Raw genomic sequence first — 18403 nt, 5'->3', positions numbered from 1 at the left:
TAAAAACAGCAACAAATATATCTAAAAATCAAACTGATACATCAATAAAGTAATTATTTACACAAAAGAATACGAAGACTTCATATTAATTTAACTTAACTTAAGTATTTTTGCCATCACTTTATTAACAAACACTAACTATCAATATGATTAAGAAGATCATAACTATTCCACAACAGCATATGTTGCGAATAGCTTGCTTTATGATTGCATCGCTTACATTTAATTCCTGTCAGAAGCCTGAATCTCGAATCGAGCGGCCGGCAGTACAATTTACCCCCACCATCGTCGGCCAAATCAACACAAAAGCTACCGGAACTACCTGGGAACAGAATGACCAAATCGGTGTATACATGTACAGATCAGGTCAACCGTTGGAGTCAGCGACTGTTATCGACCAGGTCAACAACCACTTGTTCACTTTTAATGGTTCGCTGTTTCAAAGCAACAATTCAATTTTCTTAAACGCTGAAAAAGTGGATTTCATCGCATACTATCCGTATAAATCGCTAACAGATTTTCAATATCCAATTGATTTAAGTGATCAGTCCAATCCCGCAGCTTTAGATCTGATGTACGCAAATAACGCTAAAAACATCGATAAAAGTAACAACACCATCCCGCTTAACTTTGTAAGACAATTGAGTAAAATCAGTATCCATCTCTCCATTACCAATACCGCCGTACTGGAGGCAAATCAAGTTACGGTTAAATTACCAGCAGTAAGTACCCAAGGGGGATTCGACTTAACAACTGGAAAATTGACGGTAAATTCAACTGATAAAAAAGATGTTCAGGGAAAATTAACGGTCAATGCGAATAAAACAGCCTTAATTGAATTTATACTCCTTCCGGGTGAAAACATCACTGGAAAGGCAATGAAGTTTGTTGCTGCTAATGGTGATAGCTATACCTGGACGGTTCCACAAAATGAGAATCTACAGCACCTGATCGCGGGCAACAGATATAACTTTGACATCAAAATTGACAACGGTAAACCGAGCGGTGGAATCGGTGATTCACAAGCCTATCTGGAGATCCCCAAAATGAGCAAGCTAGGCAATGATGAAGTATTTATACAGCATTTCATGCCCGACGCGAGCGACAGCAGAAACTATGCGATGCTCTATGACAAAAAGTTAAAAATGGCATATTGGGTAGCTTACCCATTATACAGCAGCATCCTCGGATCGGGCAATCGTACAGATGCTTGGGGATATGACCCACAAGTCTCTACTGCGTTTCAACCCAATCTATTTAAAGGTTTCCAGCCAACAGGCTATGACAGAGGCCACCAGTTGCCAAGTGCAGACCGCAACTTAAATACAACCCAAAATAAAACAACGTTTTATTTTACTAACATGACAGCTCAGGTATCTCGACTTAACCAAGGAATTTGGGCAAACCTGGAAACGAAAGTCAGAACATGGACGGCACAGTGCGATACAATGTATATTGTAACTGGTGCAATGCCTAAGACAAGCACAGATAGCCGCCTAGACTTTGCACAGGACAATGATGGCAAAGATATCGCCAAACCCAAATATTACTTCAAAGCACTAGCAATGAAAAAAGGATCCGAATATTATACCATCGCCTATAAAATGAACAATGAAACACCTCCATCTGGCGTAACCTTTGAAAATTATCGGTTAACCGTTAGTGACCTGGAGAAAGCTACCGGATTCACGTTCTTCCCGGATCTCAATGACGCTCAAAAAGGAAATATTAACACCTCTATTTGGAAATAATTAATAAACGACTTAGTCATATCAATTCATTTTAATTATGAAAGTAAACCAACTTTTATTCCTAGCGACTGCGGCAGCAGCCGTTACAAGTTCCTGCCAAAAGGCACCTGTTTCAGAACAAGAAATTACCAAAGCGGTAACTTTTTCGTCAACAATCTCCAACCAAGTGACCACAAAAGCTGCTGGCGCAAACTGGGAAAGCAACGATGCAATCGGTGTTTTCATGAAAACCGGCAACGGTTTAAACAATGCATTGGCAAGCAACAAACAGTATGTAACGACAAGTGGAGACGGAAACTTCAAAGCGAATAGCACTACGGAAGAAATCAATTACCCAGCTGATGGTTCCAAAGTAGATTTTATTGCCTACTATCCTTATCAAACAACAATTAGCAACAATGTCTACCCAGTCAATGTAAGCGATCAAACGCAACAAAACAAAATTGACTTCATGTATGCTAATAATGTAACTGGTGCCAATAAAAATACAGCAAATGCCCAATTACAATTTAGCCACAAACTCAGTAAAATTGAATTGACAATTACTGCTGGAACTGGTGTTAGTTCCCTATCAGGTCTTACCGTAACTTACAATGGATTCAATACCACAGCGAACTTCGACCTTGCAACAGGTACATTAGCTACTGGCACTAACCCGGCGGCTATCAAAGCAAGAACTACAGCCGGAACATCGACAACATTAGCAGAGGCCATCTTATTACCTGTAGCTAGCGTTGCTGGTGCAAAAGTTGAATTCAAAATTGGTAATGAAACCTATACGTGGACTTTACCATCATCAACAACTTACGAAGCCGGTAAAAAATACAGCTACAATATCACCTTGCAAGAGCAGGCTGGAAACAATGCAGCTATTGTGGCGTCTGGGAATATTACAGACTGGACCGATGTACCTTCGGGTTCATACGTGATCGGTAAAGACGAAGATAATGGTGGTACAACAGATCCTGTAGAACAAACATTGTATCAAGAAGATTTCGGGACAACCCCATTAAGTAAGGATGAAAAATTTAAAATAGCTGATTTCAAAGGCTGGTCGAATACGACCGTTACATATTCCGATCAATATGCAAAAGCGGATATTAGAACAACTGGGACTATTGTAAACAATCACGTATGGTTGCCCACTACAGGTAATTCAGAGCTGGCTATAGAAGGAATTAATACAGAAAAAGCAAGTAAATTAAAAGTTTCGTTTGATGTGGCAATTGGGACATCAAAGGATTTCGACCTGCAAAATCTAGCAATCATATTTAACGGTCAAACATTCAATCCTGAATCTAAAATGATTCTTTCTGCAGATGCAAATAAATTCATTAATGTAACAGTAGATCTTTCTACTGCAACTACACTGTCTGCTAACTCAAAATTATCCTTCTTCTCAGATATCCAGACCAACAAAGCTGGTCTTCGCATCGATAATATCGTCTTAAAAGGCTTAAAATAATACAATAAAAACATCCTCAAATGCAACACATCTAAAATGTGTTGCATTTGTTAGCTAAATACATTTCACTATTTAACCTCAAGCTATGTATAAAAAATACATACTTTTTGCCCTCCTATCTGCTGCCAGTACACCTATATTTGCCCAAAGGGCCAATGTACAGGGTATCGTACGCAATCAGGTGAGCAAAGAACCTTTCTCCAATGTACGTCTCGTCTTTGAGAAAAATCAAAAGTCGGTCGTCACCGATTCCAAAGGGAACTTCAGCCTACCGAAGTTAAACTCGGGTGAGGAAACGATCCTGATCACAGGTGGTAATATCCAGGAGATCAAAATTACCGTTCAGATCCCAGCCTCCGGCGTGCTCAAAATGGACGACATCTACGTCCTTCCAAGTACCGACAATGACAACATGGTACAACTAAGCATGGCTGCCGATGATCTATTGGATGATGATAACGAATCTTTCGATCAAAACATTTCGGCCAAAATTATCCTTTCCAATGACGTGTACGTCAACAAAATTGGATATCAGCTCTCTCAATTCCGTTTCCGCCTTCGCGGATACAACAACCGATACGAACAAAAATATATCAACGGTGTACATTTCAACGACCAGTTGCGTGGTGTCTTCAACTACGCCTCCATCGGAGCCATCAATGATTTTACCCGAAATGGAGACCAAGACAATGCTATGGACGCCTCGACCTTCACATTCGGCTCCATCGGCGGTTCCGAAAATATCAATATGCGCGCCAGCGCCTTCGCCAAAGGAGCAAAAGCAACAGCCACATACACCAACCGCAATTATTATAGCCGGGGTATGCTGAGCTATTCAACGGGACTAATGGACAATGGCTGGGCATTTACAGGCTTAATCGGTGGACGCTATGCAGACAAAGGAAATATTGAAGGTACATTTTACAAAAACTTCTCCTACGCACTTTCCATCGAAAAACAATTCCAGCAAGGCAAACATAGTTTATCACTGGTCACCTTTGGTTCACCCGTAGAGCGTGGTCAACAATCAGGTTCTTTCCAGGAAGCCTACGATCTCCTCGACAATAACCTATACAACCCCAATTGGGGTTACCAAGATGGAAAAATCAGGAATTCGCGTGTCGTAACGGCTTACGACCCGACCGCAATCCTTTCACATATCTGGAAAATCGATCCGAACACAAAACTGACTACAGGTATATCACTGCATTATGGCAAATATGCTAGCACAGCGCTCAATTGGTACAACGGTCCCGACCCAAGGCCCGATTATTACCGTAATTTACCAAGCTACTTTACGGATTCCATTACCAATCAGTTCTATACGAACCTATGGCAATCGGCCAAAGTATCGCAGGTCGACTGGGACAACTTATACCTCGTTAATAAGCTTGAGAATAAAATCAATGATGGCGCCGCAATTTACATGCTTGAAAAACGCCATAGCGACCTCCTGGAGAGCAGCTTTAATACAACGCTCAACAAAACCATTAACGAGCATGCTAAACTGACCCTCGGTATCGGAGCCAAAGGATCACAATCCCAGCAATATAAAACTGTAGCGGATCTACTGGGCGCTGAATATGTGCTGGATATTGACAAATTCTCTGAACGTGACTTTGGACAAAATACAGGTCAGAGCCAAAACGACTTGTTAAATCCCAACTTTAAGGCACGCAAAGATGATATTTTTGGATATCGTTACAACATTAATATCAAATCTGCGAATGCTTGGTTACAAAACGAATACACGTATTCGAACATCGACTTTTTCTACGCTACACAGCTTTCTTACACCAGTTTTCAACGCGTAGGCTACATGAAAAATGGACGCTTCCCGACCAATTCTTATGGTAAAGGGCAAGAACACCATTTTTTTGACTATGCTTTCAAGGGTGGAATGACCTACAAATTCAATGGCCGCCATTTATTAAACGCCAAAATTAGCTATCAGACCAAAGCACCATTGGCCAATGATGCTTATATCTCACCAAGGGTAAGTGACTTTACTTTTGAAGACCTCAAAAGTGCCAAGATATTCTCTACAGATATCAGTTATGTCTTCTCCTTGCCGAAACTAAATGGTCGTTTATCGGTATTTCAGACCAACTTTACAGATCTCATCAGCCGACAAAGTTACTATAACGATGCCGCCCGTACCTTTATCAACCATGGTCTAAAAGATATGAACCAGGTCAATAGAGGGATAGAGCTCGGATTGACCTATAAAGTTGACAACAATTGGAGTATTGATCTCGCAGCAACAAAGGCTGAATACTATTACAGCAACAACCCAATGGGAGCACAAAACTCCGAAAATGGGTTGATCAATAATGAACGCGAGATGGTATACCTCAATAACTACTATGTTGGTGGAATGCCACAGACCGCAGGAACTTTAGGAGTCCGTTATTTCGTAAACTACTGGTTTTTTGGCGCTAATTTAAATTACGCTGGCGATATGTATCTATCGAAAGCTCCTCTTCGTCAATTGGCATCTAACTACAGCACAATCAATCCTTACGATCCGGAGCTCGATAATGCTTATCATATCCTTACTGATCAAGAAAAGTTCAAAAATAGCGCAACAGTCGATCTATCAATCGGTAAAATCCTTTACCTGAAAAATCGCAATTCAATGAACTTCAATTTAGCGGTCAATAACGTCTTAAATAACAAAAACATCAGAACTGGAGGTTTCGAAAATGCACGTTTGGATATTACTGCAGCAAATAAGTTTGCATCCAAATATTATTACATGCAGGGAATCAACTGTTTTATGAATGTATCCTATAGATTTTAATCTCGACAATAATGAACAAAAAAAATATACAAGCTGTCTATACATCGATGCTATCGGTTATCTGTATTGGACTCATCTTATTTACAGGAGCCTGTAAGCGTGATCCTGAAGCCCCCCTATTGACTCAACCGATCTATGAGGGTCCCAATGCCAACACCACGATAGCCGCATTGAAAGAAAAATATGCTAACATTACCGATCCAAAAGTAATCGATGAGGATCTGATCATTAAAGCAATGGTGACCGGAAACGACATTTCGGGTAATATCTACAAACAATTGTACATCCAAGATGAAACTGCTGCCATCAATCTAGGAGTCGATCAAAACAGCATGTACACAACTTTCCGCGCAGGCCAGGAAGTGTTTATCAACTTAAAAGGCCTGTCCATGGTGAAATATGGTAGTGAACTACAGATCGGTTTCAGTGGAACAAATGCCAACCGTATCGCCTGGGAAATTTTCAAAGAGCATACCAAAGTAAACGGATGGCCAAATGCGGCCAATTTAACGCCATTGGAAGTTGATCTTTCTAAATTAGACGCTTCGATGGTCAACAAGTTGGTTATCATTAAAAATGTGCGTTTTAACAATGGTGGTGTCAATGCTTTCGCAGGTGGAACGGCGACTGTTAGCGAAGTAGTCAAAGATGCGAATGGCAAAACATTGGATGTACGCAACAGTAACTTCTCCAGTTTTGCTAAAGATATTCTTCCTAAAGGGAATGGAACATTAGTCGGAATATTGGGCCGTTACAATGGAGGCTGGCAGCTCTTCCTGCGCGATAAAACAGATGTGATTGACTTTGATGGAACTGACGCCGGAACAACACCAACTGACCCTGAAACCGGAGGAACAATTTTCAACGAGACATTTGGAAATGGCACATACCCAAGTGGCAACCGTCCTAAAATTGCAGATTTCACCGATTTCGATATGAAAGCTCCGGTGACGTACAGCGAGGAAAGTGGTTCGGCAGATATTCGTACAGCAACAGGAATCAGTGCCTCAGTATGGCTTCCGGCAAACAAAGATATTACACTGAAAATCACCGGAATCCAAACGACCAACAAAACGGATCTTACATTGAGCTACCAGCTTGTTCCTAATATTTACAATGTTGGTGAAGCAACCAACCTCAATGCCATAAAGGTGAAGGTCAACGGAACAAGTTATACGATTCCAAGCACGCCTGTAGCGATCAATTCGACAGATGATCGCAATAAATATTACACCGTCAGTATTCCAAACATTACACCTGCAGCGACAAGTACTGTCGAATTTATAATGACTGGCGCTGACAATGCCTTTGGCTTCCGTTTAGACAATATTAAAATCGTAAGCGCAACTGGCGGAAGCGGCTCAGACAACACGATTATCGTTACTAAATAGATGAAAGATGAACTATAAACACATCAGCTGTATTTTACTTCTCCTTTTATGTACTGCCCATCCGGGTTTCGCGCAAACCAACCGTCGGGTTTACCCCATTGCATTCTACAATTTGGAGAACCTATACGATCCTGTAAAGGATTCGACGATCAATGACGATGAGTTTACACCAAAGGGTGCCAATACATGGACAGAAGCTAAGTATCAACAAAAAATAAAAAACATGGCACGAGCGATTCGTGCCATCGGTTCACCTAGTTCTAGTTTGGGTCCTATCGCTCTAGGGGTAGCCGAAATTGAGAACCGTCGGGTTCTGGAAGATCTTACACGAGATCCACAGCTCCGTGAGCTGGGATTAAAGATCGTTCATCACGATTCTCCTGACCGTCGCGGTGTGGATGTTGGGTTCCTTTACAATCCGGAATTCTTCACGCCTTTTAATGACAAGGTTCATCCATTCAACCTACCAGAAAACCCAGGCTTTAAGACGAGAGATCAACTATTGGTATCCGGTACAATTGCTGGAGATACGGTACATATCATTGTCAATCACTGGCCTTCGCGTTATGGCAATAAATCTTCTGAACTTCGCGAATTTGCCGCAAGTATTACCAAAGGGATATGTGATTCCCTATATCGCGAAAATCCCGAAGCGAAGATTATTATCATGGGCGATTTAAATGATGATCCCAAAGATAAAAGTGTCAAGGAAGTATTACAGGCAAAGAAAAATCCACAGGATGTACCTGCTCAGGGCTTGTATAATACCATGTGGAAGTTTTACGACAAGGGAATTGGATCTCTTGGTTATCAAGGACAGTGGAACCTTTTTGATCAAATCATTATCTCCAGGCCACTATTGGATAATAAAAACAAAGGCTTACGTTTTGTCAAAGCAGAAATCTTCAATCGGGACTTTTTGGTTCAACAGGAAGGCCGCAACAAAGGTTATCCGCACCGGACATTTTCTGGGGGAGTATTTATCAATGGCTACTCGGATCACTTTCCAACGTTGATCTATCTGGTAAAATAATATAAATGAAATCCGATTAACTCTTCTTAAACGGACTTAAAGATAGGAGCTCCTTATATACGGGCTCCTATCTTTTTTGATATCGCCAGTCTTCAGGAATCTATCATTATACACAAAATATAAACTACCATTTAATCGCACGATTATACCATAGTTAAAACGCAATTTTTTACTAGATTTAAATCATGAAGCTTATCATATTTGATCTAGACGGGACACTACTAGATACATTACAAGACCTTGGAGACAGTTGTAACGCAGTTCTGCAACAGTATGGATATCCAACTCATCCACTCGTAGCCTATAAGAAATTTGTAGGGAATGGGGTGGAGAAACTTATCGAAAGGGCATTACCCGAAGAAGCACGGACAGTAGAGACGACCACAGTCTTACTTGCAGCTTTTAAGACATATTATGAACAACAATCTGTATCGCATACACGACCCTACACAGGGATTATACCGCTACTACAAGAACTGAAATCGTTAGGCTATCTCATCTCGGTAGCATCAAATAAATACCATGAAGCGGTGATACCTTTGATGGCCGAATACTTTCCCGATATTTCATTTGATCTCGTCCTGGGGCATCGAACAGGTCGCCCCGCCAAGCCTGATCCCGATATTGTCTTCGACAGTATCCAAACACTCGGTGTTAGCAAACAAGATTGCTTTTATGTAGGCGATTCATCGGTGGATATGGATACCGCCAATAATGCAGGGGTAACAGCTATCGGTGTTACTTGGGGTTTTCGGGAAGAGAGCGAGTTAAGACAACACGGTGCACAGCATATTATCCACCATCCACAGGAACTGTTGGAAATTGTATAATGTACGGATAGGGATTTATTAGCAATAAAATACATCTATTCAAACTAAGACAATACGGTGTGGGGATTTGTGTCGAAATATCTTTTATGAACCACGTAACAACTTAGAAGAGACCAATTCGCAAAAACTACTAAAGCATTTATTCAACAAGATTTCTACTCTTCGATTTTTAGGAGAAGAATGCCTCTAAAATGATATAGCATACGTTTTTCTTCCTTAAAGAGCAGGATGCGTGATATCGGATCAAGTATAAGAAAATAAAGTCGTGCAATATGCCTGATATCTCCAAAAATGTAAAAACTAAACCGGGTGAGACTATAGTGAATGCAAAAGTAATTAAAAAGAAGCCTAGGTATTGACCGACAAAAGCTGGGTGTTTACCGAGATTGATTCGAGATTGACCTAATGAGCGTGGTCAGTGCGCTATTTCCGTCCTATCTTTGAGTCATCAAATAAGAAATAAAAATTTAAAAAATAAACATCATGGCAACTAAAACAACATTCAGCATCAACAGTAAAACAATTACTAAAGTTTTTCAAGATCTTTTTGATTCCTTCAAAAGCTCCCGTTTAAAAGTTTCATCCAAGAATGGGCAAGAATATTTAAATATCTCCTTACTATTAGCTGTAATCATCGGAATTATTTTTCCAGTAGCTTTCATTGCATTGATCATACTGAGCCTGATTGCACCTATTGAAATTGCAATTCTTCAAGAAGTAAAAGAAGAGCATGCAAATCAGAAGATGATTGAACTCAAATAAAATACTATACTATCACCTACAAAGATGGGCTATCCAAAATTTGGATAGCCCTTTCTTTATAAAATTCTTGGTATACATCCATACAGTACAATTTCATCTATTCCTTCGCAAATGATCTAAATGATTTCTCCACACTAGCGCTCAGTCAAAAGATGACATAAGTTTTCCAAAAAGTAGCTCCCTGTCTACAAGCTTGCAACTGGTTTTAGTTTTTTAGTGCTAAATTTGAATTCTAAACTAAAACAAGACAGGATATAGTTAATTTAGTAGAATGAAAGAACAATAACGTGAAAAAAAGTAGAAAATTATTTATTATCAGGACAGTTTTAATTGCCTTCCTCATTCTTTCCTTGATGTTTATCGGTTCGATATTTACCTATCAATATATTGAATACCAAAAAACCGAATCCCGTCTAAATAAAGCATACAGCGCTAAGAATGAATTGACAAATCTTTTTTATGAACTCTTCTCATCATATAACGACTCCGGAAATGCGTTTCGTTCCTACACCGTGGATTTTAGTGCCAAAAATTTAAAGAACTACAGCAATAGTTTGGATACGCTCCGGTTTTATATTGATTCACTATCGGAATTATCGTCGCAAAAAGGACTTACTTGCGCTACAAATACATTCTTGGAACGAAATATTTCCCTCTCGGATGAGTTCGCACGAATTAAAAAATCTGTTGACAACATGATTTTTCTCGCGAAAGACTCTCTTTCGCTCTTAACCAAAACAAATAAAAACATCCGTCCAGGAAATAATAGAATATTTGCTGATTCAGTTGTCAACGAGATATTACGAGATACAGCTCTTAATGTCACCATGAAAGATACGATAGTTCGAAAAAAAGAGAAGCTATTTACCCGTATTTTCAAAGCAAAAAATGACACCTTGGTCGCAGCTAAGCTAGCGCAAAATTTCAATGTTAACCAAATCAAAGCTATACATAACCAAATCCAAAATTTGATAGCGCAAAATGAAATTTTCCATCTCCAAGATTTCAGCAAAATTCGCCGTTCATTTATGGAGCTTCAGCAAAAAGAAAGGCAGCTTTTACAAGCTAATTATAACTTATTCAACACGATTAGTACTGCATTGCTACGAATTAAAACTCATGAAGATGGAATATTACGCGCCGCTGAAATTCAAGATTTCAAGCTTTATCGTGAAAACTCCTCTATTTTTGGAAAGCAGGTTATAGCTTCTATTATTCTCATGATAATTATGGTAACGCTCCTCTTATCATACCACTACAATACACTGGTGTATGAACGGAAACTGACCGCTGCCAGGGACTACGCTTTGAAAACAGCAAAGGAGAAGACGAGTATATTAGCCAATGTAAGTCATGATGTACGCACACCAGTCAATTCTTTAGTAAGCATTATTGACTTACTAAAAAATAACGCCGAAAGCAACCGGATCAACCCTATGTTATTAGATGCCATCACACAAGATATTCATGTGATCAATGATACTGTTGAAGATATTCTAAATCTCGGTAAGTTAGAGTCTGGTACATTAGAAATAAAGGCTGAATATTTTTCACCATCTCAACTACTCCTCAATGTGATTAAAATGCTCCAATCTCAGGCAGATAAAAAAGCATTAAAACTTATTAGCTCCATTGATATCGATCGCGACATCTTAATCAAAAGCGGAACATATCGCGTACGACAGATTGTTTCCAACCTCCTCAGTAACGCCATTAAATATACGGATAAGGGGACGATAGAAGTGAAAGCCTATATCACCAAAAATCAGGGATCAAAATTACATATTGTAGTTAACGATACAGGAAAGGGTATTTCTGCGAAAGATCAAGAGCATATTTTTGAACAGTATTATATGACTGATCAAAAATCCAAAAGTAGTTTTGGATTGGGATTGCATATTTCTAAACTCATGGCTGCACAGCTAAACGGAACGTTAAGTGTTAACAGTCAACAAGGTAAAGGATCAACATTTACATTAGTCGTCCCATTTACCGAAGAAAAGAAAAACAGAAAACCAATCACAAATTTGAGCAAATTATCAAAAGATTTAAGTTTTGTCGTTATTGATGATAATGCAATTAATAATCTATTTCTAAAACAAGCATTGCAACATTTCGAAAATGTAAAGATCTATCAAGATTCAACTGCTGCAATAACTTATCTGAAAGAAAGTAAAACGGATATTATTATAACCGATCTCAAAATGCAAGGTCCTACGGGCTGGGACATTCTAAATACCGTCAAAGACACCAATCATATGCGAGGATGGAATAGTAAAGTTATTGCATTAACGTCAGACGAATCACAGGTAACCATGCAGGCTCCAGAAGGCCAGCAACATGAATTTGATGGCATTATGACCAAACCGTTAAACAAAGCTATTCTTGCCGAAATCATTGCGCGCATTTCATAAATTAAATAATCTTCCCACGTTAATACTTATATCTTCAACGGCATAGAATCAGCCAGCGCTGCCTTCAGCCGAAAAAGCTTTCCATTCCAGTATCTTCCTGTCCCTTCCCGACCAAGCTACAATCATTGATAACAATCTGTAGTACAGTGGCCACTAGCCTGACTCCAAAGTAAACAATAGCAGAAAAGTGATGATGAAACGGCTCTGTATATGGACAATAGTTTATGGTGACAGCAATTAGAGAAAAGCAATATGGCCATGACGAATTATTTCGCCATTAAATCTGTATTCCCAAATTACGATTATAGCCATGTTATCCGATGAAGCTAGATTGTCTAGATGGATACTATGCTGATATACCTTACAGAAGAGCGAGTCCTGTCGATGAAAAATGCTGCTATACCGTTATGGCGATCGTGAAACTATATTCCAGAACGAATAAACTATTTACATCTTTTAACCGGATAAAGTTATAGAAGATTCGTGTAGCAACTACTGGAAATACGAATGATAGCACATAGAAAGTGGATCGTCACTGGACCCAAAACAGGTAAGGATGGGAAAAATTACATGGCAGATGGATAGCCTCCGCTGGACCAGCCTCACCGATGGCCAGGCCCTATCCAAACGAAAGAAGCCCTTGACTGTTTCCAGCAAGGGCTTCCGTGTAAAAAAAGGCACCGACCTACTCTCCCACCTGTTACGGCAATACCATCGGCTCTGGCGGGCTTGACTGCTCTGTTCGGAATGGGAAGAGGTAGACACCGCCGATATAGGCACCTAAAAATCTTTATTGGCTGCTATGGTATGATCAGTTATGAGCATATCCATGCCAATTGACATATATACTGAAAGAGTCACGTTTCTGTACGTTTCAAAAATTAAAGAGGAAGACAACAGTGTCTGTCTGCTTGAGAAAGCTTCGGGCTATTAGTACCACTTGGCTTTGGTCTCTCAACCTTTACACCTATGGCCTATCAACGTAGTCATCTCCTACGACCCTATAAGGAAGTCTCATCTCGTGGCTAGTTTCGCACTTAGATGCTTTCAGCGCTTATCTATTCCAGACGTAGCTACCCTGCCGTACACCTGGCGGCATAACAGGTTCACCAGAGGTCTGTCCAACCCGGTCCTCTCGTACTAAGGTCAGATCCACTCAAACTTCCAACGCCCACAACAGATAGGGACCGAACTGTCTCGCGACGTTCTGAACCCAGCTCGCGTGCCACTTTAATGGGCGAACAGCCCAACCCTTGGGACCTTCTCCAGCCCCAGGATGTGACGAGCCGACATCGAGGTGCCAAACCTCCCCGTCGATATGAGCTCTTGGGGGAGATCAGCCTGTTATCCCCAGCGTACCTTTTATCCTTTGAGCGATGGCCCTTCCATACAGAACCACCGGATCACTATGTCCGTCTTTCGACCCTGTTCGACTTGTCGGTCTCACAGTCAAGCAAGCTTATGCCATTGCACTCCGCGTACGGTTACCAAGCGTACTGAGCTTACCTTTGAAAGCCTCCGTTACCTTTTTGGAGGCGACCACCCCAGTCAAACTACCCACCAAACAATGTCCTCGGCATTGCCGAGTTAGAAACCGGATACAGAAAGGGCGGTATTTCAAGGTTGATTCCATGACTCCTGGCGAAGCCACTTCAACATCTCCCGCCTATCCTACACATCCTGTACCCAATCTCAATGTTAAGCTATAGTGAAGGTGCATGGGGTCTTTCCGTCCCGTTGCGGGTAATCGGCGTCTTCACCGATACCACAATTTCACCGAGCTCATGGCTGAGACAGCGCCCAGATCGTTACACCATTCGTGCAGGTCGGAACTTACCCGACAAGGAATTTCGCTACCTTAGGACCGTTATAGTTACGGCCGCCGTTTACTGGGGCTTCGATTCAATGCTTCTCTTGCGATGACATCCCCTCTTAACCTTCCAGCACCGGGCAGGTGTCAGGCCTTATACTTCATCTTGCGATTTTGCAAAGCCATATGTTTTTGTTAAACAGTCGCCTGGGCCTTTTCACTGCGGCTGCTCTTTCGAGACAGCGCCCCTTCTCCCGAAGTTACAGGGCCATTTTGCCGAGTTCCTTAGCCATGACTCACTCGAGCACCTTAGGATTCTCTCCTCGACCACCTGTGTCGGTTTGCGGTACGGGTCTTCATAACCTGAAGCTTAGCGGGTTTTCTTGGAAGTCTGTTTACCTGCTCTATCAGCGCCACCGGAGCTTTGCTGTACTATTGGGTTTCAGCTAGAGTTGCGGATTTGCCTACAACCCCAATACCTACGCCTTTCAACGAACTATTCCGTCAGTTCGCGGCAGTGTCACTACTCCGTCACCACATCGCAGTTATGAAGAGTACTGGAATATTAACCAGTTGTCCATCGGCTTGCCCCTTTCGGGTGCGCCTTAGGTCCCGACTGACCCTGATCCGATTAACGTTGATCAGGAAACCTTGGTCTTTCGGTGGGCGGGTTTCTCACCCGCCTTATCGTTACTTATGCCTACATTTGCTTTTCCATAACCTCCACACAGCATTACCACTGTGCTTCTCCGGCGATGGAATGCTCCCCTACCAGATGTACATCTTTCAGTACAAATCCATAGCTTCGGTACCGTTCTTGATGCCCGTTTATTATCCACGCCCGGCCGCTCGACTAGTGAGCTGTTACGCACTCTTTAAATGAATGGCTGCTTCCAAGCCAACATCCTAGCTGTCTGGGCAACCGGACCTCGTTAGTTCAACTTAGAACGAATTTGGGGACCTTAGCTGATGGTCTGGGTTCTTTCCCTCTCGGCCTTGGACCTTAGCACCCAAAGCCTCACTGCCGGCTATATTTGATAGCATTCGGAGTTCGTCTGGATTTGGTAGGATTTGACTCCCCCGCACCCAATCGGTAGCTCTACCTCTATCAAACTCTACGCCGACGCTGTTCCTAAAAACATTTCGGGGAGTACGAGCTATTTCCCAGTTTGATTGGCCTTTCACCCCTACCCTCAGGTCATCCGGAAACTTTTCAACGTTTATCGGTTCGGTCCTCCATTACATGTTACTGCAACTTCAACCTGCCCAAGGGTAGATCACAAGGTTTCGCGTCTACCTCATCTGACTATGCGCCCTATTAAGACTCGCTTTCGCTTCGGCTGCGTCCCTGAAGGACTTAACCTTGCCAGACAAGAGTAACTCGTAGGCTCATTATGCAAAAGGCACGCTGTCACAGAACTCGTCTGCTCCAACCGCTTGTAAGCACACGGTTTCAGGTTCTTTTCACTCCCCTGTTCGGGGTTCTTTTCACCTTTCCCTCACGGTACTGGTTCACTATCGGTCTCTCAGGAGTATTTAGCCTTACCAGATGGTGCTGGTGGATTCCCACAGGATTTCTCCGGTCCCGCGGTACTCAGGATACCACTATGTCAACATTCTTTACCTGTACGGGGCTCTCACCCTTGTCGCGCAGTTTCCCACCTGCTTCCAGTTCATAGCGCTGTACAATCTCGTGGTCCTACAACCCCGTCTATGCCGTAACATAAACGGTTTGGGCTCTTTCCCGTTCGCTCGCCACTACTTGGGAAATCATTGTTATTTTCTTCTCCTACGCCTACTTAGATGTTTCAGTTCAGCGCGTTCGCGTTTTATACGGCTATTCTTCAAATAGCCAGGTTGCCCCATTCGGAAATCTACGGATCACGTCGCATTTGCCAATCCCCGCAGCTTATCGCAGCTTATCACGTCCTTCTTCGCCTCTGAGAGCCTAGGCATCCCCCGTGTGCCCTTATTTACTTTCTTCACCGGCATAGCCTTTTGCTACTATGCGGCTGCTTTTGATATATATACACGTATGCTACGTAAAGATTCGTTCGGCCTTGACCGAGGGTCTCCTCTCTACATCAAACACATACACGTATTGTCTCTATACTGTTGTCTTCTCTTGTAATTTTTTTTCTCTTTCAATATGTCAAAGAACTCTTTTTCCGGTATATATGAAGTATATCGCTATATACTTCCCCGGAGATGTGGAGAATAACGGATTCGAACCGTTGACCCCCTGCGTGCAAGGCAGGTGCTCTAGCCAGCTGAGCTAATTCCCCAAACGTTTTCGTAGTCCCGAGCAGATTTGAACTGCTGACCCCTACATTATCAGTGTAGTGCTCTAACCAACTGAGCTACGGGACTAGCTATTTCCTGTTCATCTATCTCTCTCGGTCCTGCTCCCTTAGGGGCGGGCACTTTCTTCTGATGTTTTTCTTCTTTTGCAATCATATGTAACGTGACGAGTACCGATCCGCGATACTCTAGAAAGGAGGTATTCCAGCCGCACCTTCCGGTACGGCTACCTTGTTACGACTTAGCCCCAATTATCGGTTTTACCCTAACACGCTCCTTGCGGTAACATGCTTTAGGTACCCCCAACTTTCATGGCTTGACGGGCGGTGTGTACAAGGCCCGGGAACGTATTCACCGCGTCATTGCTGATACGCGATTACTAGCGAATCCAACTTCATGGGGTCGAGTTGCAGACCCCAATCCGAACTGTGAATGGCTTTTAGAGATTAGCATCATATTGCTATGTAGCTGCCCGCTGTACCATCCATTGTAGCACGTGTGTAGCCCCGGACGTAAGGGCCATGATGACTTGACGTCGTCCCCACCTTCCTCTCTGCTTGCGCAGGCAGTCTGTTTAGAGTCCCCACCACTACATGCTGGCAACTAAACATAGGGGTTGCGCTCGTTGCGGGACTTAACCCAACACCTCACGGCACGAGCTGACGACAGCCATGCAGCACCTAGTTTCGTGTCCCGAAGGACGGATGCGTCTCTGCATCCTTCACTAACTTTCAAGCCCGGGTAAGGTTCCTCGCGTATCATCGAATTAAACCACATGCTCCTCCGCTTGTGCGGGCCCCCGTCAATTCCTTTGAGTTTCACCCTTGCGGGCGTACTCCCCAGGTGGATAACTTAACGCTTTCGCTGGGACGCTGGCTGTCTATCGCCAACATCGAGTTATCATCGTTTAGGGCGTGGACTACCAGGGTATCTAATCCTGTTCGATCCCCACGCTTTCGTGCATCAGCGTCAATACCAGCTTAGTGAGCTGCCTTCGCAATCGGAGTTCTAAGACATATCTATGCATTTCACCGCTACTTGTCTTATTCCGCCCACTTCAAATGGATTCAAGCCCGTCAGTATCAAAGGCACTGCGATGGTTGAGCCACCGTATTTCACCCCTGACTTAACAGGCCGCCTACGCACCCTTTAAACCCAATAAATCCGGATAACGCTCGGATCCTCCGTATTACCGCGGCTGCTGGCACGGAGTTAGCCGATCCTTATTCTTCCAGTACATTCAGCCAGATACACGTATCTAGGTTTATTCCTGGACAAAAGCAGTTTACAACCCATAGGGCAGTCATCCTGCACGCGGCATGGCTGGTTCAGGCTTCCGCCCATTGACCAATATTCCTTACTGCTGCCTCCCGTAGGAGTCTGGTCCGTGTCTCAGTACCAGTGTGGGGGATTCTCCTCTCAGAGCCCCTAGACATCGTCGCCTTGGTAAGCCGTTACCCTACCAACTAGCTAATGTCACGCGAGCCCATCTCTATCCTATAAATATTTAATCAACCGAACATGCGAACTGTTGATGTTATGCGGTGTTAATCTCTCTTTCGAGAGGCTATCCCCCTGATAGAGGTAGGTTGCTCACGCGTTACGCACCCGTGCGCCACTCTCACCATCTTCGAGCAAGCTCTCCGACGGATCCCGTCCGACTTGCATGTATTAGGCCTGCCGCTAGCGTTCATCCTGAGCCAGGATCAAACTCTCCATTGTAAAATGAAGTTTTTGATTCCAACTATTTATAAATAATCAGAATTCTTTTTTATATCTCTGATCTTGGATCGAATTGAACGAATTACTTGAATTTGTTCATGACTTTCGACTTTCGTTTGTC

The 18403-nt window shown here is 42.6% G+C and carries 8 protein-coding genes, 2 tRNA genes and 3 rRNA genes; 8 read left to right on the top strand and 5 right to left on the bottom strand.

Annotation, left to right across the window (positions count from 1 at the left end):
- The first annotated feature begins 146 nt into the window (after positions 1 to 146).
- The 8 genes from VXM68_RS06910 (at position 147) to VXM68_RS06875 (ending at position 12449) form a co-directional block, all read left to right on the top strand.
- The gene (locus VXM68_RS06910) at positions 147 to 1751 is read left to right on the top strand and encodes a fimbrillin family protein (protein ID WP_367210871.1); all 1605 of its coding nucleotides are present in this window, start codon (positions 147 to 149) and stop codon (positions 1749 to 1751) included.
- Between the two features lie 37 nt (positions 1752 to 1788).
- Positions 1789 to 3216 carry a fimbrillin family protein gene (locus tag VXM68_RS06905; RefSeq protein WP_367210870.1) on the top strand — a complete coding sequence of 476 codons (1428 nt, stop codon included), beginning with the start codon at positions 1789 to 1791 and terminating at the stop codon, positions 3214 to 3216.
- 85 nt (positions 3217 to 3301) lie between these two features.
- Complete coding sequence (locus tag VXM68_RS06900; RefSeq protein ID WP_367210869.1) at positions 3302 to 6019, top strand: TonB-dependent receptor; 2718 nt, start codon at positions 3302 to 3304, stop codon at positions 6017 to 6019.
- 11 nt (positions 6020 to 6030) lie between these two features.
- A complete protein-coding gene (locus tag VXM68_RS06895; protein WP_312332298.1) occupies positions 6031 to 7410 on the top strand; it encodes a DUF5689 domain-containing protein in 1380 nt (459 codons plus the stop codon).
- Between the two features lie 7 nt (positions 7411 to 7417).
- Complete coding sequence (locus VXM68_RS06890; protein ID WP_367210868.1) at positions 7418 to 8443, top strand: endonuclease/exonuclease/phosphatase family protein; 1026 nt, start codon at positions 7418 to 7420, stop codon at positions 8441 to 8443.
- A 185-nt stretch (positions 8444 to 8628) separates the two neighbouring features.
- Complete coding sequence (locus VXM68_RS06885) at positions 8629 to 9273, top strand: HAD family hydrolase (protein ID WP_367210867.1); 645 nt, start codon at positions 8629 to 8631, stop codon at positions 9271 to 9273.
- Positions 9274 to 9756: 483 nt separating this feature from the next.
- The gene (locus VXM68_RS06880; RefSeq protein ID WP_070561781.1) at positions 9757 to 10035 is read left to right on the top strand and encodes a DUF4342 domain-containing protein; all 279 of its coding nucleotides are present in this window, start codon (positions 9757 to 9759) and stop codon (positions 10033 to 10035) included.
- A gap of 287 nt (positions 10036 to 10322) precedes the next feature.
- A complete protein-coding gene (locus tag VXM68_RS06875) occupies positions 10323 to 12449 on the top strand; it encodes a hybrid sensor histidine kinase/response regulator (protein ID WP_367210866.1) in 2127 nt (708 codons plus the stop codon).
- A gap of 672 nt (positions 12450 to 13121) precedes the next feature.
- Here the strand turns inward: VXM68_RS06875 and rrf are convergent.
- From rrf to VXM68_RS06850, 5 genes are all read right to left on the bottom strand, one after another.
- Positions 13122 to 13233 (bottom strand): 5S ribosomal RNA (rrf, locus tag VXM68_RS06870).
- A 127-nt stretch (positions 13234 to 13360) separates the two neighbouring features.
- Positions 13361 to 16242, bottom strand: a 23S ribosomal RNA gene (locus tag VXM68_RS06865).
- 228 nt (positions 16243 to 16470) lie between these two features.
- Positions 16471 to 16544: transfer RNA gene (locus VXM68_RS06860), tRNA-Ala, on the bottom strand.
- A gap of 11 nt (positions 16545 to 16555) precedes the next feature.
- Positions 16556 to 16629 (bottom strand) — tRNA-Ile (locus VXM68_RS06855).
- A 123-nt stretch (positions 16630 to 16752) separates the two neighbouring features.
- Positions 16753 to 18282 (bottom strand): 16S ribosomal RNA (locus VXM68_RS06850).
- Together the 16S, 23S and 5S rRNA genes with 2 tRNA genes alongside form the textbook arrangement of a ribosomal RNA operon.
- Between the last annotated feature and the right edge of the window lie 121 nt (positions 18283 to 18403).

The sequence above is a fragment of the Sphingobacterium sp. R2 genome (assembly GCF_040760075.1).
Classification (GTDB): Bacteria; Bacteroidota; Bacteroidia; order Sphingobacteriales; family Sphingobacteriaceae; genus Sphingobacterium.
The sequence above is the reverse complement of the archived record's forward strand: the minus strand, read 5'-3'. Positions and strand labels throughout refer to the sequence as shown.

What these genes read in the sequence shown, in the direction of transcription:
- VXM68_RS06900 (WP_367210869.1), top strand. Translation starts at nt 3,302, where the DNA reads ATGTATAAAAAATACATACTTTTTGCCCTCCTATCTGCTGCCAGTACA.
- VXM68_RS06895 (WP_312332298.1), top strand. Translation starts at nt 6,031, where the DNA reads ATGAACAAAAAAAATATACAAGCTGTCTATACATCGATGCTATCGGTT.
- VXM68_RS06885 (WP_367210867.1), top strand. Translation starts at nt 8,629, where the DNA reads ATGAAGCTTATCATATTTGATCTAGACGGGACACTACTAGATACATTA.
- VXM68_RS06890 (WP_367210868.1), top strand. Translation starts at nt 7,418, where the DNA reads ATGAACTATAAACACATCAGCTGTATTTTACTTCTCCTTTTATGTACT.
- VXM68_RS06905 (WP_367210870.1), top strand. Translation starts at nt 1,789, where the DNA reads ATGAAAGTAAACCAACTTTTATTCCTAGCGACTGCGGCAGCAGCCGTT.
- VXM68_RS06880 (WP_070561781.1), top strand. Translation starts at nt 9,757, where the DNA reads ATGGCAACTAAAACAACATTCAGCATCAACAGTAAAACAATTACTAAA.
- VXM68_RS06910 (WP_367210871.1), top strand. Translation starts at nt 147, where the DNA reads ATGATTAAGAAGATCATAACTATTCCACAACAGCATATGTTGCGAATA.